This window comes from Promicromonospora sp. Populi, from assembly GCF_041081105.1.
Taxonomy (GTDB): Bacteria; Actinomycetota; Actinomycetes; order Actinomycetales; family Cellulomonadaceae; genus Promicromonospora.
Window position 1 is genome coordinate 1,669,044 of the sequence record NZ_CP163528.1, and the last position, 22,688, is coordinate 1,691,731.

23 protein-coding genes are annotated in these 22,688 nt (G+C 68.0%); 12 read left to right on the forward strand and 11 right to left on the reverse strand.

The window, feature by feature from the left end:
* Nucleotides 1–25: 25 nt before the first annotated feature.
* Both AB1046_RS07450 and AB1046_RS07455 read right to left on the reverse strand, forming a co-directional pair.
* Complete coding sequence (locus AB1046_RS07450) at nt 26–1,030, reverse strand: ROK family protein (protein ID WP_369373886.1); 1,005 nt, start codon at nt 1,028–1,030, stop codon at nt 26–28.
* A 9-nt stretch (nt 1,031–1,039) separates the two neighbouring features.
* Nucleotides 1,040–2,254: an ROK family protein gene (locus AB1046_RS07455; RefSeq protein WP_369373888.1), complete on the reverse strand. Its 1,215-nt coding sequence runs from the start codon at nt 2,252–2,254 to the stop codon at nt 1,040–1,042.
* A gap of 245 nt (nt 2,255–2,499) precedes the next feature.
* On the opposite strand from AB1046_RS07455, the gene AB1046_RS07460 reads away from it, so the two are divergent.
* From AB1046_RS07460 to AB1046_RS07485, 6 genes are all read left to right on the forward strand, one after another.
* Complete coding sequence (locus AB1046_RS07460; RefSeq protein ID WP_369373890.1) at nt 2,500–3,489, forward strand: carbohydrate ABC transporter permease; 990 nt, start codon at nt 2,500–2,502, stop codon at nt 3,487–3,489.
* Nucleotides 3,490–3,499: 10 nt separating this feature from the next.
* Complete coding sequence (locus AB1046_RS07465) at nt 3,500–4,405, forward strand: carbohydrate ABC transporter permease (protein WP_369373892.1); 906 nt, start codon at nt 3,500–3,502, stop codon at nt 4,403–4,405.
* Nucleotides 4,406–4,503: 98 nt separating this feature from the next.
* Nucleotides 4,504–5,775 carry an ABC transporter substrate-binding protein gene (locus AB1046_RS07470; protein WP_369373894.1) on the forward strand — a complete coding sequence of 424 codons (1,272 nt, stop codon included), beginning with the start codon at nt 4,504–4,506 and terminating at the stop codon, nt 5,773–5,775.
* Nucleotides 5,776–5,865: 90 nt separating this feature from the next.
* The gene (locus AB1046_RS07475; RefSeq protein WP_369373896.1) at nt 5,866–6,696 is read left to right on the forward strand and encodes an MgtC/SapB family protein; all 831 of its coding nucleotides are present in this window, start codon (nt 5,866–5,868) and stop codon (nt 6,694–6,696) included.
* 171 nt (nt 6,697–6,867) lie between these two features.
* On the forward strand, nt 6,868–7,350 hold the full coding sequence (locus tag AB1046_RS07480) for a hypothetical protein (RefSeq protein ID WP_369373898.1): 483 nt from the start codon (nt 6,868–6,870) through the stop codon (nt 7,348–7,350).
* Nucleotides 7,351–7,448: 98 nt separating this feature from the next.
* Complete coding sequence (locus AB1046_RS07485) at nt 7,449–7,898, forward strand: SRPBCC domain-containing protein (protein ID WP_369373900.1); 450 nt, start codon at nt 7,449–7,451, stop codon at nt 7,896–7,898.
* A 2-nt stretch (nt 7,899–7,900) separates the two neighbouring features.
* Here AB1046_RS07485 and dinB read toward each other — a convergent pair whose 3' ends face one another.
* Nucleotides 7,901–9,157, reverse strand: coding sequence for a DNA polymerase IV (dinB, locus tag AB1046_RS07490; RefSeq protein WP_369373902.1), 1,257 nt, complete (start codon nt 9,155–9,157; stop codon nt 7,901–7,903).
* Between the two features lie 208 nt (nt 9,158–9,365).
* On the opposite strand from dinB, the gene AB1046_RS07495 reads away from it, so the two are divergent.
* Nucleotides 9,366–10,385 carry an SGNH/GDSL hydrolase family protein gene (locus tag AB1046_RS07495; RefSeq protein ID WP_369373904.1) on the forward strand — a complete coding sequence of 340 codons (1,020 nt, stop codon included), beginning with the start codon at nt 9,366–9,368 and terminating at the stop codon, nt 10,383–10,385.
* A 27-nt stretch (nt 10,386–10,412) separates the two neighbouring features.
* Here AB1046_RS07495 and efeB read toward each other — a convergent pair whose 3' ends face one another.
* Genes efeB through efeU form a run of 3 tightly spaced genes read right to left on the reverse strand, consistent with a single transcriptional unit; the run spans nt 10,413 to nt 13,898 of the window.
* Nucleotides 10,413–11,705, reverse strand: a complete 1,293-nt coding sequence (gene efeB / locus AB1046_RS07500; RefSeq protein ID WP_369375619.1) for an iron uptake transporter deferrochelatase/peroxidase subunit — start codon at nt 11,703–11,705, stop codon at nt 10,413–10,415.
* A gap of 52 nt (nt 11,706–11,757) precedes the next feature.
* Nucleotides 11,758–12,987 (reverse strand): iron uptake system protein EfeO, encoded by a 1,230-nt coding sequence (efeO, locus tag AB1046_RS07505; RefSeq protein WP_369373906.1) that lies wholly within the window; start codon nt 12,985–12,987, stop codon nt 11,758–11,760.
* On the reverse strand, nt 12,984–13,898 hold the full coding sequence (gene efeU, locus AB1046_RS07510) for an iron uptake transporter permease EfeU (protein ID WP_369373908.1): 915 nt from the start codon (nt 13,896–13,898) through the stop codon (nt 12,984–12,986). The genes efeO and efeU overlap by 4 nt, the downstream gene beginning before the upstream one ends.
* Before the next feature lie 230 nt (nt 13,899–14,128).
* Here efeU and AB1046_RS07515 point away from each other — a divergent pair, with 230 nt between their 5' ends.
* Nucleotides 14,129–14,254, forward strand: a complete 126-nt coding sequence (locus AB1046_RS07515; protein ID WP_369373910.1) for a hypothetical protein — start codon at nt 14,129–14,131, stop codon at nt 14,252–14,254.
* A gap of 45 nt (nt 14,255–14,299) precedes the next feature.
* On the opposite strand, the gene AB1046_RS07520 is transcribed toward AB1046_RS07515, so the two are convergent.
* Nucleotides 14,300–16,408: a SigE family RNA polymerase sigma factor gene (locus tag AB1046_RS07520; RefSeq protein WP_369373912.1), complete on the reverse strand. Its 2,109-nt coding sequence runs from the start codon at nt 16,406–16,408 to the stop codon at nt 14,300–14,302.
* Nucleotides 16,409–16,481: 73 nt separating this feature from the next.
* The gene (locus AB1046_RS07525; protein ID WP_369373914.1) at nt 16,482–17,069 is read right to left on the reverse strand and encodes a TetR/AcrR family transcriptional regulator; all 588 of its coding nucleotides are present in this window, start codon (nt 17,067–17,069) and stop codon (nt 16,482–16,484) included.
* A gap of 88 nt (nt 17,070–17,157) precedes the next feature.
* Between AB1046_RS07525 and AB1046_RS07530 the strand changes: the two genes are divergently transcribed.
* A complete protein-coding gene (locus AB1046_RS07530) occupies nt 17,158–17,619 on the forward strand; it encodes an anthrone oxygenase family protein (protein WP_369373916.1) in 462 nt (153 codons plus the stop codon).
* Between the two features lie 208 nt (nt 17,620–17,827).
* Entirely contained in the window at nt 17,828–18,913 is a 1,086-nt protein-coding gene (locus tag AB1046_RS07535) for a LacI family DNA-binding transcriptional regulator (RefSeq protein ID WP_369373918.1), read from the forward strand.
* 25 nt (nt 18,914–18,938) lie between these two features.
* On the opposite strand, the gene AB1046_RS07540 is transcribed toward AB1046_RS07535, so the two are convergent.
* Nucleotides 18,939–19,751, reverse strand: coding sequence for a glycoside hydrolase family 16 protein (locus AB1046_RS07540; RefSeq protein ID WP_369373920.1), 813 nt, complete (start codon nt 19,749–19,751; stop codon nt 18,939–18,941).
* Nucleotides 19,752–19,829: 78 nt separating this feature from the next.
* Nucleotides 19,830–21,134 (reverse strand): glycoside hydrolase family 6 protein, encoded by a 1,305-nt coding sequence (locus tag AB1046_RS07545; protein ID WP_369373922.1) that lies wholly within the window; start codon nt 21,132–21,134, stop codon nt 19,830–19,832.
* A gap of 166 nt (nt 21,135–21,300) precedes the next feature.
* Between AB1046_RS07545 and AB1046_RS07550 the strand changes: the two genes are divergently transcribed.
* Nucleotides 21,301–21,546: a hypothetical protein gene (locus tag AB1046_RS07550; RefSeq protein ID WP_369373924.1), complete on the forward strand. Its 246-nt coding sequence runs from the start codon at nt 21,301–21,303 to the stop codon at nt 21,544–21,546.
* A 24-nt stretch (nt 21,547–21,570) separates the two neighbouring features.
* Here the strand turns inward: AB1046_RS07550 and AB1046_RS07555 are convergent, their stop codons facing one another.
* Complete coding sequence (locus tag AB1046_RS07555) at nt 21,571–21,879, reverse strand: winged helix-turn-helix transcriptional regulator (protein WP_369373926.1); 309 nt, start codon at nt 21,877–21,879, stop codon at nt 21,571–21,573.
* A gap of 119 nt (nt 21,880–21,998) precedes the next feature.
* On the opposite strand from AB1046_RS07555, the gene AB1046_RS07560 reads away from it, so the two are divergent.
* Nucleotides 21,999–22,595: a hypothetical protein gene (locus AB1046_RS07560; protein ID WP_369373928.1), complete on the forward strand. Its 597-nt coding sequence runs from the start codon at nt 21,999–22,001 to the stop codon at nt 22,593–22,595.
* The last annotated feature ends 93 nt before the right edge of the window (nt 22,596–22,688 follow it).

Sequence of the window (22,688 nt, forward strand, 5' to 3'; positions counted from 1 at the left end):
CGTTGAAATGGGATGGGAACTGAGATCAGGCAGGGTGAGGTTCTCCGTGATCAGGCACGTTCAGTCCGTGCAGCGCCCTTTGAACGAATCGCCGTCTCGGTGCAGCCGTTCCGTGCGCGATCAGTGCGGCGCCGATGAGCCCTGCGTGGCTTGAGAGCGTCGACTGCTCCAGCGCGGGAGAGGTGCGCCAGCGCAGTCGCGTGGCCAGCTCTGTGGTCAGAGGCTGAAACAGGGCGGGGCCCGCTCTTGACAGCCCTCCGCCAATGACGATTCGTTCGGGATCGAGCACGGCGGTGAGGGAGGCGAGGCCTGTTGCAAGGGCGTCGATCAGGTCGTCCCACACATGGCGGGCGATTGGATCTCTGGCGAGGACTTCGACGAGCTCGCGTGCGTCGGACGCATCTGAGCCGCCATGCTCTCGATATCGCCGCACGACGTTGACTGCTGAGGCGTAGGCCTCGAGGCACCCGAGCTGCCCGCAAGCACATTGTTCGCCACCGGGCTTGACTTGCATGTGACCGAACTCGCCAGCCCCGCCATGGGCGCCATTGATCAGCCGCCCACCTGTCGTAATAGCAGCCGCGACGCCTGTACCTATGGGTACGAAAATGAAGTCGTCGTATCTTTCGTGATGATCAGCGTGGGCCGCGCGTTCTGCGATCGCTCCGGCCCGGGCGTCGTGCTCGATCGCGACGGGGAGACCGAAGCGCCGTCCGACCTCGCGGCCGACTGGGTAGTCGATCCACCCGAGGTTTGCGGCATAGGTCACGACCTGATTCGCCGAGTCGATGAGACCCGGTGCGGAGATCCCGATCCCAGTCGGACGCAGTCCGACGCCGATCGCCTTGTCGGCCATATCCGACAGCAATCCGATCAGAGCGTCACCGGGTGTGGCGTGTACCCCGAAAGTGGCTATCGAAGCTTGATGGACGACAGCGCCAGAATCATCGACAACCACGCCTTTCAGAGCCGTGCCTCCGACGTCGACTGCCAGTCGGGCGCCGCCTTGGGCAGGCTTGGGATTGAGCATCGATCCCCGCTAGGCGATTTGGGCTGCGGCATCTGCCTGTCGCGCGAGATGATCCACCCGCGCCGGCGCCAGCACCTCGTCCAGCAGCAGCCGGAACGCACCCCGTGAGGCTGCGGTCTCGGGCGCTTCGATCGCTCTGACCTCGAGGCCCTCGCTGGCGATGGGAAGGCACTTCTGGAACAACTCGGCTCGGATGGCCGCGACCAGCGGGGCGGAGGTCGACATGATGCCGCCCAGCACGATGCTGCGGGGATTGATGAAATTGACCGAGGAGGCAAGCACCGATCCGATGAGCGTGCCCGCGTCGCGCAGGACGGCAAGCACTTCCGGGTCGCCGCCGCGGCCCAAAATGGCGATGTCGGTCATGCTGCGCACGTCGTGGCCCAGAACCTTCAACCGTGAGGCGACCGCAGCGCCACTGGCTGCAGACTCGAGGCATGATTCCAAGCCGCACACGCACGCAATCGTCGGCTCGGCATTCACGGGAGTGTGGCTGAGCTCTCCCGCAGCCCCGTTCTCGCCCCGCAGCAGCTGGCCATTCGCGATGATGCCGCTGCCGATCCTGGTTCCTAGCAGCACAGCGAGGAGGTTCTCGCGCGAGTGGCCACGAGCGGGAAGCTCCGACAAGGCGATGAGGTTGGCGTCATTCTCCACGAGAACGGGCGCGTCCGTGAACGTCGAGAACAGTTCCACGATGCTCGCGCCGTGCCACTTGGGCATGTAGGACGGTGTCGCGATCCGCCCCGTCGCGTAGTCCACTGGCGCCGGCACGCTCACCACGACGCCCCGTAGAGGAACGGAAGCGCCCCCGATCTGCTCTCGCAGTTCGCCGATGCGCTCCCACATCGCGGAGATTGCTTCCCGAGGGGCGAGTTCGAGTACGCCGTCGTGGCGGGCTTCGCCCAGAACGTTTCCCTCCAGGTCGGCTACCAAGACTTGCAGGTAGCGGACGCCGGATTCGATGGCGACGACATGGCCATTGTCGGCAACGATCCGAAGCAGGCGTGCGCGCCGCCCGCCTTCCGAGCGATGCTCCCCGTCCTCAGCGATCAGGCCGAGCCGTTGTAGGGCTTCGACGCGCAGGCCGACCGTCGACGGAGACAGTCCGGTCTTTCGCGCTAGCGCGGAACGGGTAGTCGCGATGTCCGAGCGGATCAGACGGAAGACATCACCGACGGAACCCGGCAAGGGGTCCAGCTCGCGGAAGTGCTGCAGGGTCGCCATGGCCCCAGACTACATGATCGAACTAAGTGGTCCAGTCATCGCACTACTTTTTTCGATCATCGAACGCTACCGTGTAGGCTTCAGTCGAAGTCGAGCTCTCCACGAGTTGACACCGGACGAGGAAGTAGCCCGAACGACTGGCTTCCATCCAGCGAGGTTGGAATCCGAACAGGAGCCCCACATGGAGATGCAGCCCCCCGGGCGGCGCTGTCGCCGCCTCTCCCACACGATCGGCGGTGAGCCGCGTGAGTAGCACTCGTAAGGTCGCGTTGCCTGCCGCGCTGCGCACTTCCGTGCGGATGCGCAGCAATCGCGATGTGCGCGGCAACGACTGGCAGGTCCGCCGGTCGATGCACGAGAAAGAAGACCGCGCCGGCTACGCGCTGGTCGCTCCCACGACCATCCTGCTGTCGGTGTTCTACCTGTTCCCGCTGGCACAGACGGTCGTGTTCAGCTTCACGAACTGGTCCCCGACCGACGGCCGTGAACTCCAGTTCCAGGGTCTCGACAACTTCATCGGGCTGTTCAACCCAACGAACGGTTTCGTCGCAGCCCTCGGCAACACCGCACTCATCGCCGCGATCGTCGTACCCGGATCGATGCTCCTGGGCCTCATCTTCGCCGCACTGCTCGACGGGCCTGTCCGCGGACGGGCCTTCTATCGCACGATGATCTTCGCCCCCTACATCGCACCCGTCGTCGGCAGTGGCCTGATCTTCTCCTACCTGCTAACGCCCCTCGGAGGGCTGGTCAACGCAGCGCTGCGGCCACTTGGTTTCCCGCCCGTTCCTTTCCTGACCACCGAGCCTTGGGCCATCATCGCGATCATCATGTTCGTGATCTGGCAACAGGTCGGATACACGATGATCATCTACGCGGCTGCCCTGGCAACCATTCCTCCGAGCTATCACGAAGCGGCCAAGCTTGACGGCGCCGGGGTTGTGCGGCGATTTTTCTCCATCTCCCTGCCGCTCGTCACACCGATCAGTGGGTTCCTCGTGATCACGGGGCTCATCAACACAATGCAGATCTTCACGCAGGTGTACGTCCTCACTGGCGGAGGCCCTGTCGGATCCACCAAGACAGTCGTCTTCTGGATTTACGAGCAGGGCTTCACTTTCTTCAACGGCGGCGCCGCGACCGCAGCCTCCGTCGTGCTTCTCCTAATCGGCATCGTGATCACCGTGCTGCAGCTGAAACTGCTGTCTAGCCGCGACGCCACAGAGATGGTCTGAAAGGACGACCATGAGACTCTCTCTCGCACTGGACCCCGCGCCAGTCGGCACTACTCCCGCCGCTCCTTACGCGAAAATCGCGCGACGCCGCAGACCGCTCGCCAGCCGCGTTCCCGCAGCTCTTCGCCACCTCGTACTCATCCTCGCCACAGTGGTGTTCTTCGGCCCCTTCGTCTGGATGGCGCTCGTCAGCCTCAAATCCGCCCCCGAGGCCCTGGCGATCCCGCCGACGTTCCTGCCCACGGAGTGGCGGTGGGAGAACTACACGCGGCTCTTCGAGATCGCGCCATTCGGCCGGTTCTACCTGAACACCGTGGTCGTGGCCGGGCTCTCGACCCTCGGACAGGTAGCCACCAGCCTGATGGCCGGCTACGCCTTCGCACGGCTCAAGTTCCGCGGTCGCAACATCATCTTCGTCATCCTCCTGGCCGCGCTGATGGTGCCGTTCGAGATCGTGTTCACCCCGTTGATCTCGATGCTTTCCTCGTTCGGGTGGATCAACACCTATCAGGGTCTGATCGTCCCCAACATCCCGTCGATCCTGGGCGTCTTCCTCTTCCGGCAGTTCTTCTCGAACTTCCCCTCTGAGATCGAGGACGCCAGTCGCATCGACGGCGCGAATGTTTGGCAGCGATTCCGATTGATCATGGCGCCCATGGCCGTCCCCATGATCGGCTCCTTCGCGATCCTCTCCTTTGTCTACAACTGGAATAACTTCTTCTTCCAGCTGATCGCCGTGAATCGGACGGACATGTTCACCGTACAACTGGGGCTGACCTTCCTACAGGACCAGGAAGGCGCCTCAAACTTCAACCTGCTCATGGCCGGGTCCACCCTCGCCGTAATCCCCGTCATCATTGTCTTCCTGCTGTTCCAGAACCAGATCGTCAAAGCGATCTCGGGCGGCCTGCGCTAATTCCAGCAGCTCCCCTTCGAAGCACGACTCAACCCGCAACAGGAGAAGTCATGGAACACCGCACCCACCAGACCATCCGCCGGGCGGTGGTAGTCGGCGTGGCCGCAGCCACCGTGGCCGCGCTCGCCGCTTGCTCCGGCAATCCGGGATCAGACGACGCCACAGGAGGCAGCGGCGAACGCACCACCATCACGCTGTGGAACCGTGCGACGAGTCCGGCGGCAGAGAAGCTGACTGAGCTCGTCGAACGCTTCAACAACTCACAGGACCAGTACACCGTCGAATCCCAGTACATCCCCGCAGACGGATTCAACGTCCGCGTTCTGCAGGCCATCAACTCCAACCAAGCCCCCAACGTCGTGCTCTCTGACGGCAACCCCTCGCAGCTGGGCGAGGCCATCGAGACAGGCGAGATCGTCGCGCTCGATGACCTCTTCGGCACAGGCGACTACCCGCTAGAAGCGACGGACATCCCCGAAGGCATGCTCGCCACCGGCATCTTCGACGGAACCACCTACGCGGTACCCACCGAAGGCGGCAACTACGCGATCATCTACAACAAGCAGATGTTTGACGAGGCCGGCATCGACGAACTCCCCACAACGTGGGCCGAGGTACGCGCTGCCGCTGAGACGCTCACCACCGGCGGCCGCTACGGCATCTACCTGCCCATCGGCAGCAACGAATGGCCCGTCTACACCTGGCAGTCCATGCTGTGGAGCGCGGGAGGCGAGTTCCTCGACGAGGACAACACCGAGGTTCGGTTCGACTCCCCTGAGGGCGTCGAAGCGCTCACCGTGTGGACGGACCTGGTCGAGGACGGCTACGCCTACCCTTCCAGCGCCGCCGACAGCAACCAGCAGACCGGATTCCCCGCGTTCAACGCCGGACTCTTCGCGATGTTCATCGGTCAGCCCAGGGACGTCGCGCTGACAAAAGAGGCCCTCGGAGCAGAAAACGTCGGCGTGTTCACCTTCCCGGAGGTCTCCGAGCCGGCAGCCAACACCGGAACCAATGTCTCCTACATCATCGACGGCACCGACGAGCAGGAGGCCGGCTCCTACGCCTTCCTCTCATGGTTCCTTCAGCCCGAGCAGCAAACGGAGTGGGACATCGCCGCTAGTTACCTGCCGACCAACCTCGGAACCGCCGAGACCGAAGCGTTCCGGGCCTACCTCGAAGCGAACCCGGACCTGCAGGTCTTCGTCGACCAGCTCACCTACGCCAAGTCGCGGCCGTCGATCCTGAACTATGCCGAGGTCAGCGCCGCGCTCGGGGCAGAACTCGAGCGCGCGATGCTCCTGCAGAAGTCACCCGCCGACGCCCTCCAGGACGCCGCAGCCCTCGGCCAGCCCGCTCTCGACGACTAAGTTGCACCAGCCCATGTGGGGTGAGCGGCACGTCGTCGCTCACCCCACGTGCTTTCACCCGTCCGCGCATCGCTAGACGAGGACGCCACAATGGTTCCCTTCTTCGAGCTTGTTGACCTGACACTCCGAATCCTGATCGCCATTGGGCTGGGAGCTGCGATCGGTCTCGAGCGGCAATGGCGCACTCGCGCCGCGGGCATCCGCACCAACGCCCTCGTCTCAGTGGGTTCCGCACTCTTCGTCATCGTCGGCGCAGTTGGTCTCGGAGCAGGCCCCGGCGCCGACCCCACCCGCGTGGCCGCACAGGTTGTCTCCGGAATCGGCTTCCTTGGCGCCGGCGTCATCCTTCGTGACGGGTTCAACATTCGCGGACTCACCACAGCAGCAACTCTGTGGTGTGCCGCCGCCGTCGGAACCCTCGCAGGTGCCGGTCTCGAAGACCTGGCGCTCGTCGGAACTGTCGCGATCATTGCCACCAACACACTCCTCCGGCCTCTGAGCAAGCTTGTCAACCGACGATTCGGGCGCGACCGCCACGAAACGACCGTCGGCGCAGAAGAAGCAGAAGACGACCTCAACAACGACTACATCCTCGAAGTCGTGACGAGCGAAAAGAGCGAACCCCGTGTGCGGGCGCTCGTGCTCCAAGCGGTAGACCGACCCGAACTGACCCTCCACTCGCTCGACATTCGCCCAGGGAAGAGCGCACAAGTCAAGGTCCTGGCAGGCATAGCCTCCAACGGCCCAAAGGACATCACTGGTCTCGAACTCGCCGTCCAACGCATCAGCCTCGACCCCCGTCCACGGCTACTGGGTGCGCCTCTCCGGCCCTTGCCCGTCGACAGCCACAGTCACGGTCGATCTGCAGGCCTACGCGTGCAGCAGCATTGGCTGCATCTGGGTCACCCAGAACGCGGATAAGGGCACGTTCTCGCCTGGAAGTGGCACTGGTCGTTGGGCGACACCGCACAAGGCATGCGCAAGTACGGATTCGGTCGGATGGCGTGGTCGCGTGGACGTGGACCTTACGGGCAAGGTCGATCCGTTCGGCTATCAGTACTCGGTCGAGCGCGATCTCGAATGTGCTCCGGCATGACCGGCGAGCGCGAACGGTCTCGCTACGCCCCGTTGCATGGAAGTCCGGGGGACGGCGAACCCCCTCAGCGTCTGCCGTTCGACCTGTCCGGCCTTCGTGCGATCGGGACGCTTGCCATCTGCGACGTCGACGAGACACCGACGACAGCCAACGTCGGGCCGAGCATCAGCGTCAATATCACGCAGTACGTGCGACTGTCCGATGAGTCCTTGATCCGTCTCGACATGGACCGCGGCTTCACCGAGGTCAGGAACGGTGCCGGCGAGGACGTCTCCTGGAAGCGCACAGCGGATGACTTGATCGCGGAGATCTTGGATCTGGTGCAGGGGGACGACCGCCACAACCCTGGTTCCCATCCGTGGGAGGACCTCGCGGAAGCGGCCCGGAGGCGGGGTGTCGACGTCGACGGCGCGACACTGCGCGAGCTGCCCTACCGGGTGCTGCTGACGGACGAGCTCACCGTCCTGTTCGAGTTCTGACCTCGTCTTCGGCAGGGACGTCTCGTGCGATGCGTCCCAGCGAGCCGGATCGGGCCGGCGCGGTACGGTCGTTACCCAGAGCACCACGGAGGCCAGCGATGAGCACCGATATCCCGCGCCACACGGTCACCGCAACGACACACATCGCCGAGCCGCCCCAACGGGTCTGGGCCGAGCTCACCCACCCCGGGGCACGGTGGGTGCTGGGCGCCAACATCGAGACGGACTATCAGCCGGGCAGCCCGATCACGTTCGAGGGTCACTTCTTCGGCCGCGTGTTCGCCGACAAGGGCCAGGTCATCGCGGTCGACCGGCCACGGCTGCTGCACTTCACGCACTTCGCACCGACGAGCGGCCTCCAGGACCTCCCCGAGAACTACCACGAGATCCGCATCACCCTCGAGCCCGACGACGGCGGCACGCTCGTCACCGTCGTCCAGGACAACATCGACACCGACCGGCACGCCGGCGACGCCGAGCAACACTGGCGGGACGCACTCGCCACGCTCGCGCACCGCGACGACGGGACCCGCACGTCACACAGATAGGCTCACAGATCGTGCTCGGCGAGCTCGCGGAACTCGTCGGGCACAGCCCCGCCGCGGCGCAGCACAACAGGCAGATAACCCACAGCATCCCCACCGAATCGCGTCCGGATCGCGTCCATCGACTCGTCGACGGCGCTCCGCGCCGCGCCAGGCGCGGAGCCGGGACGCCACGGGTCGGGCGGCTCAAGGTCGAGCTCGAGCTGGATCGCCCGCTGGTCCGCGAGGTTCGAGACGGAGACGCCGAGCAGCGTGATCTCGCACGGTGCGGCGTCCTCGATCGCGGACCAGGCCAGCCGCTCGGCGACCTCGGTGAGCGTGAGCGTGGCCGCGGCCGGCACCGGCAGCGTGAGCGACCGCGTCGCCCGGCGCATGCCCGCGAAACGCACAGCGACCGTCACGGTGCGCCCGGCGCGCCCCTTGGCACGCAGCCGCCGCGACACCCGGTCGGAAAGGTGCGCCAGCACCGCCCGGACGTCGTCGGGCGCAGGACGGCGCCGGCTCAGGGCCGACTGTGCTCCGACCGAGCGGGCGCGGCGACTGGTGACCACCCGGCGAGGGTCCTCGTCCTGCGCCATCGACTTGAGCTTGTGGCCGACGGCCTCCCCGAGGATGTGCTCGACCGCCGACGACGGGGTCCGCGCCAGCTCACCGATCGTCCGGATGCCGAGGTCGGCGAGGCGCTGCTCGTTCACGGGGCCCACACCCCAGATCAGGGCGACGGGGAGCGGGTCGAGGAAGGACCGCTCAGCGCCGGGGTCGACAACGACCAGGCCGTCCGGCTTGGCCACCTGGGAGGCGATCTTCGCGAGGTGCTTGGTCCGCGCGGCGCCGACCGAGATGGGGAGCCCCACCTCGGCGCGGACGCGCTCGCGGATCCGCGCACCGATCGCCACGGGCGGGCCGAACAGGTGCGTCGCGCCGGACACGTCGAGGAACGCCTCGTCGATCGAGATCCGCTCGACGGTCGGTGTGACGTCCGCCAGGACAGCCATCACGGCATCACCCAGCCGCTGATACTCCCCGAAGTGACCCCGGACGAACAAGAGCTCAGGGCAGAGCCGGGCCGCCCGCCAGCCGGGCATCCCGCCCTGCACCCCGTGGACCTTGGCCTCGTAGGAGGCCGCGAGCACCACGCCCCCGTGCGGCCCGCCACCGACGGCGATCGGCCGCCCGCGCAGGGCAGGGTCCAGCAGCTGCTCGACCGACGCGTAGAACGCGTCCAGGTCGGCGTGCAGGATCGTGGCCCCGGGCACGGACATGGTTCGAGTGTAATCGAACATACGTTCGATCTGCCAGGGTCACAGCACCCCGCACACGATCGGGCGCCGTTGGAACTTACTTGGCGCTTGACTGGCGAAATATTAAGCGTTCATTTGTTAGACATTGTGCAGTATGGGTGAAACACCCTATAAATGGAGTGATCGGGTCACATCGGAGTGGCTCGACGGACCCTCGGGGGGCGTCCTCATGAAGCAACGCCTGTTCCGCATCGTCGCCGTCATGGCAGCGACGAGCCTTGCCACGGTCGGGCTGGTGACGACTACGGCCCTGCCGTCGTACGCCGCCGGCGAGTCCTACGTCGCCCTCGGCGACTCCTATTCCTCGGGCACCGGCACCAGGGCCTATATCAACGATGGCACCCAGTGCCTGCGCTCGGTCTACGCCTATGCCAGCCTCACCGCAGCGGCCAGGAGCTACACCCTCAACTTCCGGGCCTGCTCGGGAGCTGTCGTGGCCGACGTGACGAACACCCAGCTCAGCGCCCTGAGCTCGAGCACGAGGTATGTCACCATCACGGTCGGCGGCAACGACGCCGGATTCGCCGACGTGCTCACCGAGTGCGCCCTCCCGGCTTGGGCCAGCGACTGTGCCGGGACGGTCGCCGCGGCGCGTACGTTCATCTCCAACACCCTCCCGGGCCGGCTCAGCACGCTCTACACCGCCATCCGGACGAGGGCGCCCAACGCGAAGGTGGTCGTCGTCGGCTACCCGAAGCTCTTCAACGGTGAGGACTGCAACCTGGCCACCTTCTTCAGCCCGGAGGACGAGGCAGCACTCAACAACGCCTCAGTGCTCATCAACTCGGTCACCGCGACGGCCGCCTCCGCCAGGGGGTTCACCTTCGTCAACCCGGTCAACGCGTTCACCGGCCACGCCGTGTGCGACTCGACCGAGTGGATCAACGGCTACTCGAACCCACAGCAGGAGTCCTTCCACCCCAACCGCCTCGGTCACGCCAACGGCTACACCCCGCTGGTCAGCGGCGTCCTGACCGGCACGAGCGTCAGCGTGACCAGCGAAGTGCTCGCCGAGGCCCAGGACAGCGCTGCGGCGCAGGCAGACCTACAGCGGAGGTACGCCGACGCCGACCGCAACATCAAGCCGAAGCTCTTCCAGCCCCCGACCAAGGCTGGTCTGGAAGAACTGGCCAAGGAGAGGGGCATCAACTTCGACGCGTGGTGGGCTCAGGTGCAGGCTCAGGCCTAGCCGCGCAACAGCTCGGGTAGGGCAGCGTCACGTGAACAGCGTCTGCCCTACCCAGCCGCCGGTTGCGGCACCCGGGGGTACTGCGAACACGGCTGACCCGATGTGCCGGATGTATTCGTTGAGGACGTCGGTAGCCAGGGACTTCTGCACGGTGACGAACCGGTCGGGGTCACGCACGTACGCGAGGAAGAACAGGCCGGCATCCAGCCGGCCGAGCGGATTGGTCCCGTCGACATAGTTGTACCCGCGCCGCAGCATGCGCACTCCCCCGTTGGTGGTCGGGTGCGCGAGCCGCACATGAGCGGTCAGGTCGATCACGGGTGCGCCGTCGTGCTGGGCGGCGAAGTCGGGTTCGGTGAGCTCGACGCCACCGGACAGCGGGGCCCCCTGCGCCTTGTCGCGCCCGATCGTGGTGTCCTGCTCGGTCAGCGAGGTGCGGTCCCACGACTCCAGCAGCATCTCGATCTTGCGCGCTACGAGATAGGAGCCGCCCGTCATCCAGGCAGGGGCGTCGGCGGCGTCCACCCAGACGTGGTCGGCCAGGGCCGCGCCGTCGTCGGACAAGATGTTCGCGGTGCCGTCCTTGAAGCCGAAGAGGTTGCGCGGCGTGGCCTGGTCGCTCGTGGTGCGCGACGTCCGCCCGAAGCCCATCTGGGACCACCGCACCGCGGCACGGCCGAACGCGATCCGGCTGAAGTTCCGGATGGCGTGCACCGCCACCTGGGGATCGTCGGCGCAGGCCTGCACGCACAGGTCGCCGTGCGACCACTCCGTGCGCAGCCGGTCGCCGACGAAGGGCGGCAGCGCCGCCAGCCCGGGCGGACGCCGGTCCGCGATCCCGAACCGGTCGACGCCGTCCTTCTCGAACAGGGTCGGGCCGAACCCGAACGTGATCGTCAGGTTGGACGCGCCCAGGCCGATCGCCTCGCCCGTGTCGTCCGGCGGGGCGTCGGGCGACCCGCTCACGGCGCCCGACGCGGACACGTCCAGCCCCTGCGTCAGCCGCGACGCGGCGTAGGACCACTCCTGCAGGAGCGCGATCAGCTCCTCGCGGGTGGTCCGCTCCGACAGGTCGAACGCCGCGAAGTGCAGGTGGTCCTGCACCGCTGTGGTGATCCCCGCCTGGTGCTCCCCGAAGAACGGGTGGGGCTCGGCCCCCGCCCGGCCCAGGGGCAGCGGTCCGGGGCCGGCGGCCGTCAGGCGTCCGGCGGCCGCCCCGGTGACACCCGCGGCTCCCGCCGCGCCGAGCGCGAGGCCCAGCACGGCCCGCCGCGAGACCCCGCCCCGCGCCTCGGGGCCAGGGGCCGGCGCGGCAGGCAGGTCGCCTTCCTGGCCCGGATCGGAGGGCAAGACGGCGGTCACGGAGCCCAACCTAGGCCAGGACCGTGCTCGTGAGCTGCGACAGCGGCTCGGCGAGCGCGTTGATGAGGTCGGCCAGGTCCTTCTTGTCCGCGTCGGTCAGCTCGGCGTAGGCGACAAAGCCGGACTCGAGGGAGCCGAAGTCGGCGAGCCGGTCCTCGAGCGCCGTGTAGCCCTCGTCGATCTGGCCGGCCAGCTCCTCGCCGTCGGCGCCCTGCTTCACTGTCAGGTCCCTGACCAGCGAGAACGCCATCTTGGAGCCTTCGACGTTTGCGGCGAAGTCGTACAGGTCGGTGCCGGACCACCAGTCCTCCTCGCCGGTGATCTTGCCGGTCGCGACCTCGTCGAGCAGGGCGATCGCGCCGTTGCTGATCCAGTCGACGCCCTGGTCGTCGAGGTAGGTGGTGAAGTCGTCGGAGTGGACGAAGTCATACAGCTCGGTCACGTCGTCGACAAGGAGGCCACCGAGCTCGGCGCGCTGCTCGGGCGTGGAGGGAGCCCAGTCCTCGTAGGCGTCGGTCTCGCCGTCCGAGTTCAGTGCGCCCTCCTCGGGCTGCCACAGGTCCTTCTCGATGCGGTGGAAGCCGGTCCAGTCCAGGCCCTCGGCGACGGCGTCGACCTCGCGGTAGTCGATGCGCGGGTCGAGGTCGCCGAGCGCCTCGGCGGCGGGCTCTATGCGCTCGTAGTAGGCGCGGACCAGCGGAAACGCGGCTTTGGCCGCGTCGTCCTCGCCCGCGATGTACTGGCCGGCGAACTCCTCGGTGGCAGGTAGGAGCTGGGCGACCTGCTCCTTCACGAACGCGGCGTACAGGTCGACGGCCTGCTGCTTGAGCTCGGCGTCGGGACCGGCGAGCTCAACGCGCTCACCGGTCACAGTGAACTCGGTATGGCCGACGCCGTCGCCGACCATGCCGGGCTTGCAGACGGTGGAGTACGTCCCGGGCTGAGCCGTGACGGTCAGGGTGCGGGACGCGCCGGGCGCGATGTTCTCGACCTCGCCGACGATCTGCAGGCCGTCGGCCGCCAGGAGGTAGAACTCGGTGACCTGGTCCCCGGAGTTGGTCACGTCGAACGCGAGCGTCCCGCTGGTCGCCTGCTCGGCGCTCACGTCGCACGCCGACGCGGTGGACGTGACGGTGATGGCGCCGTCTGCGGCCGGCTCGTTTGGGACGCACGCGGTGAGGCCGACCACGATGGCGAGGGTCCCGCCAAGGCCGAGGACCGCACGGTAAGGGCTGGTCATGATGCTCCTTCGACGGCCGGTGCCTGCGCCCGCGCCGGGTTTGGCCGCGCGAAAGCGCGACGGACGAACAAAGTGCCGACGACGGCGATGTACCCGGCCCACACGACGACCTCGACCCAGGTCATGTCCGGGGAGAACCCGACAGTGCCTTTGAGCAGGACGCCGAGCACGCCGTTCGGGGCGATCACGTCGGAGAGCTGGAACGCCCAGCCGAACGGGAAGGCCGCAAGGCCCACGGCAACCGCGCCAGTGGCGGGATCGATAGGAGCTGCCGCGGTGAAGGGACCGGGGACGAGCCCGGCCTCCTGCAGGTCGTGGAAGCCGTAGGCCAGGACCCCCGCCGCGACCAGGACGAGCGCGGCTCCGGTCCACCGGAAGAACACGGCGAGATTGATCCGCACCATGCCGCGGTAGATCAGCCAGCCGAGCCCGACAGCACACAGCAGCCCTGCAACGGCGCCGACCACGGCTTCCGGTCCGGCGCCGAACGAACGGACCGTGGACCAGAGGAAGAGCGTGGTCTCGATGCCCTCACGTCCGACGGACAGGAAGCCGACGCCCACCAGTCCCCAGGCCGACCGGCGCACCGCGCGATCTACACCCGCCTCCAGCTCATGGCTCAGGCCGCGCGCCGCGCCGAGCATCCAGAACACCATCCAGGTGACCAGCGCAACGGTGACGATCGAGAGGGTCCCCCCGATGGCCTCCTGCGCCTGAAAGCTCAGCCCGTAGGCGCCGAACGTCAGGACCGCACCCAGGGCGAGGGAGCCGACCGTGGCGATGCCTACGCCCAGCCACAAGCGCGGTAGCACGTCGGCACGGCCGCTGCGATGCAGGTAGGCCACGAGGATGCCGACGACGAGCGCGGCCTCCAGCCCCTCGCGCAGACCGATGAGAAACGTGGCAAACACAGCTGCCCTTCCAGAGAACAGGCATCGGTGGCCAAGTGGTCACGCCTGAGGCTTGCCTAACCTAACCACCAGAACCTAGTGCTGGACCCCGTCGCCTGACAAGCGCGACCCCGGAGCTTGACGATCCGTCCGTCGGCGACCGGTTCACCGGCAAGGAGCGCATCGCCGACTACTACCGGAGCTACTTCATCGGCTACAACACCACCACCCGCCTGGTCAGCATCGAGCCCATGGGTGACCACATCCACGTCGTCGTCGATTTCACCGGGAATTTTCCCGGCGGGCAGACTGGCGGGATCTTCGACGTCACACTCGCCGGCGACAAGATCGCGTTCGTCCGCGCCGACCTCGCCTGACCGGCCGGCACGCGACGGCACACGATCCGGGCCTCACCGTCGGCGTCACCACGACGTCCGCGCGTATACGAGCGTCTGTCCCAGCTCGCCGTAGTTCCAGGAATCCTGGTTCTGGAGACGCTCGAGCTCGGCGCTGTTGTACTCGGTCCAGACGACACGGTTCGCGGCACCGGCGACGTCCCGCCACGCGGTCCCGTCCTCGTTCGGTCCGGGCCCGAGCGTGGTCAGGGCCGGCACGGCGACTCCGTCCCGCGCGTCCAGCCGCAGGAAGTAGATGTTCTCGCCGTCCGCCCAGAGAATGCCGTCGTCGAACGCGCTGACCGTCCACGCCGCATCCTCACGCACGACCGTGGCCTCGCGCGAGTCCGTGTCGAGCGCCACGACCCACTGGCCCGACTCGAACAGCAGCGTGTTGCCGGACAGGTACGCGTAGTGGTTCCACGCCGTGTCCTGGTCGAGCCGCACGAGGTCGCGCAGGCCGGAGCCGGCCGAGAGCAGTCCGATCGTGCTGGGCCCCTCAGCAGGATTGCGTGACACGACTACGCCGTCGTCGCTGTCGGAGATGGCGCAGACGTCCGTGACCGCGTCGCGGACGATGTCGGACTCGGGTTCGCCCAGGTCGACCAGATCGATGCGCCCCGCGCACCGGTCCGGGTCGGCGAGAGTCCCGTCCGTGACGTGCAAGATCGCCAGGGTCCGGCCTCCTGCTGCGAGCCTCCAGACAAGCCGGGCGGGATCCGGCTGGTAGCTCGTGACGGTACGGACCTCGCCGTCCGGTCCCTGCGCCTTGACCACTACCGGCCCGCTGTCGGAGGACCCCTCGATCCAGGCGACGTGCGTCTCGGTGAGGACCGGGCTGCCGACCCCGGCATAGCTGCGCTGCTCGGCGTCGGCGTCGGCGTCGGCGTCGGGCGAGCCGGTCGTGAGCTGCCAGTAGTCCAGCGCGGACTCGCCGGCCGTCCCGTTGGCCGCGGGCCGGGCCAGTGCGGTGATCGGCTCGGAGCCAGGTCCGACGTCGGGCAGAACCAGCGCGGCGAGCAGCGTCCCGTCGCGACGGACCGCGAACGGAACGTTCGGGTCCGTCCCCATCCCAGACCCGACCATGGCTTCCGGAGGGCTGCCGAGGCTCACCCTGTGCTCGGGGATGTAGTCGACGCACTCGACAGCTGGGCGCGCGTCCTCGGCGTCGAGCGCCTGGATGATCGTGTAGTCCCCGGTCGGGGCGTCCGCGGGGACCGGGATGGTCCTGGTCGCGTCCGGCGTGGGGAGATCCTGCCCGACGCACGGGTCGGTGGGGAGCGCCATCTCGGGGATGTCGATGTCGCCCAGCCCGACGGCGGCGTCCTGCCCGGTCATCGCGTCGTCGTCCTGGACCGGGCCGTCATCACGACTGGTCTCGTCCGAGGGCAGGTGGAAGGTCTCGACCAGCCAGCGGTGTGCCGGACCCGCAACGGCGTCCAGCACCGGTACACCGACCGGACCGTGCACGACCAGGGCGATGAACGCGCACACCGCCACCCCGGCGGCGCCGAGCGCGGCGGTGCGGCGGACCTGACGTGCCGCCGCGGCCTTGCTGCGGGTCAACGTCTCGCGGCCGTCGAAGGCCGGCTCGTCCGCGGTCTCCGGGGCAGCGTCGGTCAGGAGCGAGCGAAGCCGCTCGAGGCCCCGAGAGCTGGCGGCCTTGACGGTGCCGACCGACCGCCCGATCTCGCGGGCGACCTGTGCCTCCGGCAGATCAAGGACGTGCCGCAGCACCACTACCCGTCGCTGCTGCGGAGACAGGCTCCCCAGCGCCCGGGCCAGCTCGTCCCGGAGCGCGATCTGTGCGGCGTGATCGTCCGTGTGCGTGACCGGAAGGTTGTCGTCACCCGGGACATCCGTCAACCGGGTCCGGCGCCACGAATCGGTCTTGAGATTGACCAGCACCTTTCGCGCGTACGCGCGAGGTGCACCGGCCCGGACCGTTTCCCAGCGCCGATAGACCCGCTCGAAGGTGCCCTGGACCAGGTCCTCGGCCAAGGCACGCTCGCCGACCAGGAAGAACGCCGTCCGAAACAGGTACGGGCCGTCCGCCTCCACGAACGCGACGAACTCCTCGTCCCGCGACCGGCTGCCCACCCGGACCTCGACCCGCTTTCCAGAAAGTGTCTCCATACCCCTACCCACGCGCCGGAACTGTCGCAGGTTGAGACGGTATCCGTTCTGCTGGAATGCGGGTCCGGGGTGGTCAGTGGGCGACGAGGCGCACGAGCGTCTCGACCCGCTCCTTCTGGTGCGCTGCCGGGAAGCGCCCGGCGCGCCCTAGGGCGACGACGCCGTGGATGGCGCCCCAGAGGACCTCCGCCGTCGCGGGGGCTTCGGCGGGCGGGTTGTCGAGGCGACGCAGCGTGCCCTCGATCGCCTCGAACCCGGCGCGCACGACCGCCGGGGTCTCGTCCGACGCGAACGGGATGAGGACGGGGAGCAGGAACATCGCGTCGTAGGTCGCGGGCTGACGCTCGGCGAAGTCGAGGTACGCGGTCACGAGCGCTCGGACGCGCTCGGCATCGCTTCCGGCGTCGTCGAGCGCCGACGGCGCGAGCGCGGCCGCCAGCTCCTCGAAGCCCTCGAGCGCGACAGCGGTGACGATCTGCGTCCGCCCCTGCGGGAAGTGCCCGTACAGCACCGGCTGGCTGTACTCGATCGCGTCCGCGAGACGGCGGGTCGTCACGGCCTCCCACCCCTGCTCCTCCGCGAGGGCGCGGGCCGCACCGACGATCCGCGACCGGCGTTCCTCGAGTTGGCGGGCTCGGCGTGCCGCGGCGGGAGTCGTCATGCAAGAGACTCTAGCACTGCTAGACGATCGCTGATATGTTTCCTAGCGCTGCTAGATTCGCAGTGCCAGCGAAGAAGTCACAGCACCAATGAAGAAGAAGGAGCGCGTCATGGAGTGGTTGTCGATCGTCGCCGTGGTTGTTGTCGGACTGATGGTTGGGGTGGAGCTGTCGGTCGCGTTCGTCATGAACCCGATCTTCGACCGGCTGCCCGAGGACGCCGGGATCGCCGCTCGCGGCGACGGCGGACGCATGCTCGGGCGGGCCATGCCGTTCTGGTACATCGGCTCGACGCTCCTGGTCGCCGGCACCGCGCTGGCGGAGCCCGCCGCCGCAGGGCCGGCCTGGACCGCGGTGGGGCTGCTGCTCGTCAGCGTGGTCATGTCCGTCGCGCTGCTGGTCCCGATCAACAACCGGTCGAAGACCTGGACCCCCGAGACGGTGCCGGCCGACTGGCGCGAGCAGAAGAGCCGCTGGGACCGCCTGCACCTGGTACGTCTCGCCCTGATCGTCGCCGCATTCGTCCTCGTGACCGTCGCCGCCACGCGGTGAGCCGGCGAGAGGGTGAATTCAGATTTCGCCTCCTCTCGACCAGACTCGGCTTCTACGTCCGACGTACCCTCCAAGTAGGGCAGAGGCCCGGGTCTCGACTCGGGTCGGGACCCGAGTAGGGGGCTGGGCTCGTACTCGGGCAGGGGCTGGATTCCGGGCTGGGGCCCGGAATCCGGCCCCTTGGGCGTCCGGCACTAGGCTTGGCCGCATGTCAGACCCCACGACGGCTGATCCCGTGGATCGCCATCGCGAGAGAGCGCCGGGAGATGATCCGGGCCGGGTTCCTGATGTGCCGACCCTCATGGAGGTCGCCGCCCGGGCGGGGGTCTCGCGGTCCGTCGCGTCCCGCGCGCTGAACAACGCCCGCAACGTGAGTCCGGCGAAGCGCGAGGCGGTCGCCCGTGCGGCGAGCGAGCTCGGCTACGTCCCGAACGCGACGGCGCGAGCCCTGGCGACGAGCACGGTGGGATCGGTGGTCCTCGCGGTCTCAGGCGACGACCCAGCACTGTTCGGCGACCCGTTCTTCTCGCAGGTGCTCATCGGTGTAGCCGGTGCGCTGGACCGGTCGGAGCTGGACCTGACGCTCATGCTCGCGTCCTCGGCGCGCGGCCAGGCCCGCCTTGAGCGGGTGCTGCGGTCGCGTCGCTCTGACGGGGTGATGCTCATGGCCCTGCGCGGGGACGACCCGCTGAACCGGGTCGCGGCGGCAACCGAGCTGCCGGTGGTGCTCGGCGGCCGGCCGCTGCACGGAGATGCCCGCTGGTACGTCGACGTGGACAACCGCGGCGGTGCCCGTCTCGCCACCGAGCATCTGCTGGGCTCGGGGTGCCGGCGTATCGCCACGATCAGCGGACCGGCGGACCTGCAGGCATCGGTCGCCCGGTACCAGGGATTTGTCGACGCCATGGCGGTGGGGCGCCTGCCCTCCGACTGGATCGAGCACGCCGACTTCAGCTACGAGAGTGGCGCCCGGGCGATGACGCGGCTTCTCGCCGCGCACCCCGACATCGACGGCGTCTTCGCCGCCTCGGACAACATGGCCGCCGGGGCCCTGAGTGCCCTGAAGGCGGCTGGGCGCCGCGTTCCGGAGGACGTCGCCGTCGTCGGCTTCGACGACCTGGAGATCGCGCGCCGCACGGAGCCGGCGCTGACCACGATCAGCCAACCGATCCGTGGTCTCGGTCAGGAGATGGCCACGATGCTGGTGCGCCTGATCGACGGCGAGTCCCCGTCGCCGATCATCCTGCCTACGCGCCTGGTGGTGCGGGGCTCGGCGCCCGGCGGGAGGGCGTGACCCTCCCGCCGGGCGTCGGGTGCGGTCAGTACCGCGTGTACCGGACCCAGTCGTAGGTGGCAGTCCGCTGTCCGGTGTAGTTGAACGGTCCGAGCCAGCCGTCGACGCCGATCCCCGGCCACAGGTTCAGCATGATGCGCTGCGGATGCGTGGGCAGCGGTCCGCGCGACCCGTTCTCCTGGTGGACCAGGCGGCCGTCGACGAACCAGTTGATCGTGCCCCCCTGCCACCACTCGATGGCGTAGTCGTGGTAGCCGGCCGCGGCGTCGAAGCCGAGGTTGATGATGGTCTCGTGCCCTCCGACTCCGCTGGTGAAGTAGTTGGTCTGCATCTGCCAGGTGTTCTTGCCCAGGATCTCGACGTCGATCTCGTCCCACGGCTGGCCGTCGCCCGGTCCGGTGTAGGTGAAGAACGAGGTGACGATCCCGGACCCGGCCGCGGCCTTCATGCGGACCTCGTAGCGACCGTAGGAGTACAGGTCGTTCGTGCGGTACTCGCCGGAGGCGTACGGCCTGCCCGAGCAGCCGCCCGGGCAGGAGGCGTTGTCCAGGTTAAGGCCCGTGACCCCACCGCTGTGCCAGACATGGTCGGCACGCCAGCCGGCGTTGAACATGCCCCCGTTGGTCCAGCCGTCGGCCTTGTGCCACCGACCGGTGTCGTACCCGTCGAAGTTGTCGACGAAGCTGCCGCCGATGGCGGCCTCGGCAGGGGGCGCCAGTCCCGGTGATGCCGCCAGGCCGAGCAGCACGGCCACGGTCAGGAGCCAGCGGTGCTTTGTCGAGCGGTGCTTCGTCGAGCGGTGCCCTGCCGAGCGGTGATGCGTCGTCATTGATCGCATGAGTACCTCCATTGGTACCGGTGGTGCACGGGACCCCGGACATCGAGCCGGGGCCTGGTCGCCCGTCGAGCCGGGTCGCTACCGCCTCCCCGGGCAATCGAGCTCCGGCCGGGCGAGCTCGATCAGCTCACGTGCCTGTTCGACGAACCACTGGCCGGCGGCCGGGTCGACCATGCCGCGCTCCGGGTCCTCGGGTCCCCCCAGGCCGCGGAAGCACTGCCCGTCGGACTCGCCCGGGATCTTGATCCACAGGAGGGCGTCGACGAGCTCGTTGCCGGTGTCGGTCGTCGGCCGCAGGCCCAGGCCGCGGTCCGGCGGGTTGCACCACGTCTCGGCGTCGGGATAGGCACCGGCCGGTGCGGCCCAGGGGCCCTGACCGTTGCGGCTGGTGTCGATGACGAAGTGCGTGGTGGGCTGGACGTCGCCGAGGACAAGGTCGTAGCGGGACTCGATGCCCGCGGTGTTCAACGCCGGGTCCGTTGCGGTCGGGCTCCAGATGCCCTGGTTCGACAGCGCCTGGCCGGTCCAGTCGTTCGCGGGACCGCCGCTCCAGTACTGGTTGCCGCAGCCCAGGAAGTCCCCGGGCACAACCTGTGTCACGTAGGCGATGCACTGGGAGATCCAGGTGCCAAAGGTGACGTTGTTCTCGGTGAACTCGTAGTTCGAGACGTTCAGGAAGAACCCGTCCGCGCGCTCGACGCCTGCCTTGACCAGACGGTCGGCGGATTCCCCAACGGCCAGCCAGGACGGACCTGTTCCGTCGAGGTACACGGCGGTGTTCGGCTGCTGCCCCAGGCGGTCGACCGCGTAGTTGAGCATCTCGAAGCGCTCAGCGGCGACGTCCCTGTCGGTGGTCGCGGGGTCAAGCTCCGGCGGCTGGCAGTGCTCAAGATCCCCGTTCAGCGTCGTGTACCAGGGGATGATCCCGAGCCCGTCCGGCTCGAGGACGACAGCAGCTTCCTCCTGTCCGATCCCGGCTGCGAAGCCGTCGATCCACGCCTTGTACTCGTCGACGCCGGCGGCGCCACCAGCCGAGTAGAGCGCGCAGTCGCGGAACGGGATGTTGTACGCGACCAGGATCGGCACCTTGTTGCCCGTGCGCCCCACGAGCTTCCGGACGTCGTTCTTCACCTCGGCAGGGCTGCCGTCCGTGAACCAGGTGGAGCTGGGGATCCTGCTGAGCTGGAGCGCGTCGCGCCTGGCCTGCCCGCGCAGAGCGTGGGCCGCCTCTTTGGTGGAGCTCTTGGGGTCGTTGAAGAGCACCGTCCCGGGGCTCAGGACGTCGTTGCCCGCCCAGGCTGGGCCGGCGCCGACCAGGGTCATGCCGAGAACACACACCGTCAGCGCGGCCACGAGCCGGCGCCGATAGGTAGGTCGTGTCATGTGGGGGTCTCCAAGATCTGAACGCGTCATTGCGGTTCGCTACGGTGAGCACGGACTGGAACATTGTGGAAGCGCTCCCAGTCGCACAATGGTCTGGTCGATCAGGCAGCCGTGTCAAGGCTTGGCGCCGATGCGCCCTACCCGCCGCACCAGGCATGCTGTACCCATGCCGAAGACCCTGCCCACTGGCCCCACCGTGATCAGCGACGACAGCGAGGTGCGCTTCGTCGCCGGAGCCGACCAGTTCGCGATCCGCCTCAAGGACGGGCACCTGCACGTGCGCGCGATAGACACCAGCGGCAACGAGGCTCAGCTCGCTGTGATCCCGACCTCGCGCAGCACCGTCAACCTGCAGATCGAGCACCCCGTCGCACACGGGCCGGTGGCCGTGGAAGGGCCGACGCTGCGCTGAGCGTCCCAACCCGGGCGGCACCGCCTACGCGATCGCGCTGACACACCCCATCGCCGCGTCCGACGCAACCTCGCCCCCGGTGCGCTCCAGGTGCGCCTCACCCCAGACCCTGACTCCTTCGACGACGGGCAGCACAGTGGCCCCGTACGGAGTGAGCCGGTAGATGACGCGCGCCGGAACCGGCCCGGTCACCAGGCGTTCGACGAGTCCGTCGGCTTCGAGCTCGCGCAGCTGCTCGGCCAGCACCTTGGGCGTGATCGGCGCACCCCTGCGGCGCAGGCCGGAAAGTGGGTCTCCCCGTGGCCGAGCCAGTAGATCAGGGTCAGCTTCCATTTCCCGCCGATCGCCGTGAACGCTGCCGCCATCGGGCAGCCCGGCAGCGGGTTGGGACGAGAGGGGTTACCCGAAGGTGCCTTCTTGTTCACGGCGACGCTCCGCTCAATAGTCGAACCATGACCATTCAATACCGACGAATTCCGTACCGGCGATTCCTGACCGTAGGCCTTTCCGCCCTCATGCTGCTTGCGACGGCGGCATCTGGCAACGCTGCACCCCCTCCCCCGGCATCGACGATCGCCGATGGCCAACGGGACTTCGACTGGGAGATCGGCACCTGGCGCACCTCCGTGCAGGTCCTCGCCGACCCGCTCTCAGAATCTCCGGACGAGTGGCTCCAGTTCGCCGGCACCAGCACCGTGCGTCCGCTCCAGGATCGGCGAGCCAACGTCGTCGAGTTCAACGTGTCGGGGCCGAACGGCCGGATCGACGCGCTCAACCTGCGGTTGTACGAGCCGCAGGCGCAGCGGTGGAGCCTGACCTTCGTCAACATGCGGGACGGTCTGCTCACCCCGGCGGTGTACGGCGGGTTCCGCGACGGCGTCGGCGAGTTCTACGGCGACGACCAGCTCGGCGGCCAGCCGATCAAGGTGCGGTTCCTCATCACCCGCACAAGCCGGGATGTGGCGAGGTTCGAGCAGGCATTCTCGGCCGACGGCGGGACGACGTGGGAGACCAACTGGATTGCCGTGGACCGCCGGGTCCGAAGCTGACGGGCAAGTCACCTGAGCCTCGGCAACGAAGCACGCCGCCGAAGTGCCACGCCTCGCGGACGCGGCACTTCGGCGGCGCGCTTCGGCGGCGCG

What these genes read in the sequence shown, in the direction of transcription:
- AB1046_RS07520 (WP_369373912.1), bottom strand. Translation starts at nt 16,408, where the DNA reads ATGGAGACACTTTCTGGAAAGCGGGTCGAGGTCCGGGTGGGCAGCCGG.
- AB1046_RS07450 (WP_369373886.1), bottom strand. Translation starts at nt 1,030, where the DNA reads ATGCTCAATCCCAAGCCTGCCCAAGGCGGCGCCCGACTGGCAGTCGAC.
- AB1046_RS07550 (WP_369373924.1), top strand. Translation starts at nt 21,301, where the DNA reads ATGCCGAAGACCCTGCCCACTGGCCCCACCGTGATCAGCGACGACAGC.
- AB1046_RS07455 (WP_369373888.1), bottom strand. Translation starts at nt 2,254, where the DNA reads ATGGCGACCCTGCAGCACTTCCGCGAGCTGGACCCCTTGCCGGGTTCC.
- AB1046_RS07540 (WP_369373920.1), bottom strand. Translation starts at nt 19,751, where the DNA reads ATGCGATCAATGACGACGCATCACCGCTCGGCAGGGCACCGCTCGACG.
- AB1046_RS07495 (WP_369373904.1), top strand. Translation starts at nt 9,366, where the DNA reads ATGAAGCAACGCCTGTTCCGCATCGTCGCCGTCATGGCAGCGACGAGC.
- AB1046_RS07515 (WP_369373910.1), top strand. Translation starts at nt 14,129, where the DNA reads ATGGGTGACCACATCCACGTCGTCGTCGATTTCACCGGGAATTTTCCC.
- AB1046_RS07555 (WP_369373926.1), bottom strand. Translation starts at nt 21,879, where the DNA reads ATGGAAGCTGACCCTGATCTACTGGCTCGGCCACGGGGAGACCCACTT.
- AB1046_RS07535 (WP_369373918.1), top strand. Translation starts at nt 17,828, where the DNA reads ATGTCAGACCCCACGACGGCTGATCCCGTGGATCGCCATCGCGAGAGA.
- efeO (WP_369373906.1), bottom strand. Translation starts at nt 12,987, where the DNA reads ATGACCAGCCCTTACCGTGCGGTCCTCGGCCTTGGCGGGACCCTCGCC.
- AB1046_RS07525 (WP_369373914.1), bottom strand. Translation starts at nt 17,069, where the DNA reads ATGACGACTCCCGCCGCGGCACGCCGAGCCCGCCAACTCGAGGAACGC.
- AB1046_RS07475 (WP_369373896.1), top strand. Translation starts at nt 5,866, where the DNA reads ATGGTTCCCTTCTTCGAGCTTGTTGACCTGACACTCCGAATCCTGATC.
- AB1046_RS07465 (WP_369373892.1), top strand. Translation starts at nt 3,500, where the DNA reads ATGAGACTCTCTCTCGCACTGGACCCCGCGCCAGTCGGCACTACTCCC.
- AB1046_RS07480 (WP_369373898.1), top strand. Translation starts at nt 6,868, where the DNA reads ATGACCGGCGAGCGCGAACGGTCTCGCTACGCCCCGTTGCATGGAAGT.
- dinB (WP_369373902.1), bottom strand. Translation starts at nt 9,157, where the DNA reads ATGTCCGTGCCCGGGGCCACGATCCTGCACGCCGACCTGGACGCGTTC.
- AB1046_RS07560 (WP_369373928.1), top strand. Translation starts at nt 21,999, where the DNA reads ATGACCATTCAATACCGACGAATTCCGTACCGGCGATTCCTGACCGTA.
- AB1046_RS07530 (WP_369373916.1), top strand. Translation starts at nt 17,158, where the DNA reads ATGAAGAAGAAGGAGCGCGTCATGGAGTGGTTGTCGATCGTCGCCGTG.
- AB1046_RS07485 (WP_369373900.1), top strand. Translation starts at nt 7,449, where the DNA reads ATGAGCACCGATATCCCGCGCCACACGGTCACCGCAACGACACACATC.
- AB1046_RS07545 (WP_369373922.1), bottom strand. Translation starts at nt 21,134, where the DNA reads ATGACACGACCTACCTATCGGCGCCGGCTCGTGGCCGCGCTGACGGTG.